Source organism: Arthrobacter sp. SDTb3-6 (assembly GCF_013376095.1).
In the GTDB taxonomy this organism is placed as follows: domain Bacteria; phylum Actinomycetota; class Actinomycetes; order Actinomycetales; family Micrococcaceae; genus Specibacter.
Genome location: NZ_JAAMFN010000102.1, coordinates 1 through 1,712 on the forward strand (window position 1 = coordinate 1; position 1,712 = coordinate 1,712).

Annotated in this window: 1 protein-coding gene; it reads right to left on the reverse strand. The window is 60.3% G+C overall.

Going from position 1 to position 1,712, the window contains the following annotated elements:
- Positions 1-193: 193 nt before the first annotated feature.
- The gene (locus G6035_RS19450; protein ID WP_176618749.1) at positions 194-1,588 is read right to left on the reverse strand and encodes an IS1380 family transposase; all 1,395 of its coding nucleotides are present in this window, start codon (positions 1,586-1,588) and stop codon (positions 194-196) included.
- Positions 1,589-1,712 lie beyond the last annotated feature (124 nt).

The following is a 1,712-nucleotide window of genomic DNA, read 5'->3' on the forward strand; positions in this document are numbered from 1 at the left end:
CCTCGAACTTTCATGACACGAGGTTTCTGGTGGATCAGGGCTGACCGTCTGCCTGATGGTTCCCATTTTGGCATTTGGGTGTGACATTCTGGCCGCTGACCTGTGGGGCGGTGGTCGGTGACGGTTCCACACCGGTCACGGTGGTGCTGGTACTTGCTTCTGATGAGTGGCGGATGGTCGGGCTGGCTGCCGTCTATGGCGGGCTGAGCGCGGCGATCCGTTTCACTGCCTTGAGCAGCAATTGCACCTCTGGCGCTTTGGAGGCCAGGTGAAGGGTTGTTTGGCGGGCGTGTTTGGCGAGTTTCCCGCCGATTTCAAAGAGCCTGGCCCGGAGCTTCTTCGGTTCCCACCGACGGGCCTTAGAGTCGTTGAAGCCGATCATCTGGGTCCAGGCCATGAGCTCTGTGGCCATCATGACCACATGGCACCAGAGTTCGTTGGCTGAGAAGGATTTGAACGGCAGGTTCGCGAAACCGGTGTCCTTGGCATTGCGGATCCGATCTTCACAGCGGGCACGGAGCCGGTGGCTGACGTCAAGGTCAGCCAGTTGGCCGTGTTCCTGGTTCGTTGCAATGGCCGTGTACCGGTGCCCGTCGATGTCGGTGATCCTCAACTGGGCGCCCACGTGCGGGATTTCCTTGCGGACAATGATCCGCATCCCCTTCGGCCAGCCGGAAAGGTCGAGCATGCCGGTGATGTCGGCAACCCAGGCGCCGTCTCGTTCTGTACCGTCGCTGTCGTAGGCCCGGGTCCACCCCTTCTTCGGAATCAGCGGCAACACATTGGCAACGGCATCGCTGATCGTGAACCCGACAGAATAAGAGAAATTACGCCCCTTGGCAGTGAGCCAATCTAGGAACCCGTGCGTGCCACCGGCAGAGTCCGTGCGGATCATGATCTTCCGCCCGGACCGCCACCCCTTCGGCAACTGCTTAATGGAGTCCTTCACGACCTGGATGTGGTCGGCGACCGTGTTCGAGCCGGCATTGCCGGGCCGCAACAAGGTGGCCAGGGGCTCTCCTGTACCTGTGCCGCCGTGGTCAATGAAAGAACACAGCGGGTGGAAGCCGAAGCCCTTCTTCCACGTAGGCCGGGCATCATCCTTCTCCGAATGGGAATTCACCAGGGAAGCATCAAGATCGATGACCAGCGGACTCTTCCTGCTGGCACCATGCAGGGGCGAGGCTTCACCGGCCTGTTCCCACACATGCGCCCTCGATGCGGCACGGGCCTTGTTGATCGCCGCCAACACCTTCGCCGGTTGTGCGGTGGCCAGGACCTTGAAGAGCCGGCTGATCGTGGGATCAGAGGCGATCAAGCCGTACACGTCGGGCTCGTTGCGGAGCCGATCAATATCGGAGACGAAGTCTCCACCCGTTGCCAGCGACAACGCCAGGTCCGTGAGGATCTTGCCAGGGTGGTGTGTGGCGAACGGCTTACGCCATGGCTCCAGCACTCCTGCCAGTCCGGTGGTCAGACCGGATGCCTTCAGCATCTCCGTCAGGACGATCCCGCCGCCCTGGGACACAACCCCGCCCCCGGTGGCATCAACTCGAACAGAGGGGTAAAAACCGGTAATGTTGTTCACCTGCAAGGTGCTCCTGAAACTGTGTAGAAAATGTTGTGTGGTAACTACATTTTCCCATGTCAGAGGCACCTTTCAGGCTTTAATGACGCCGCGAAGTCACACCCGCGATGAAATCTCGAGGCTA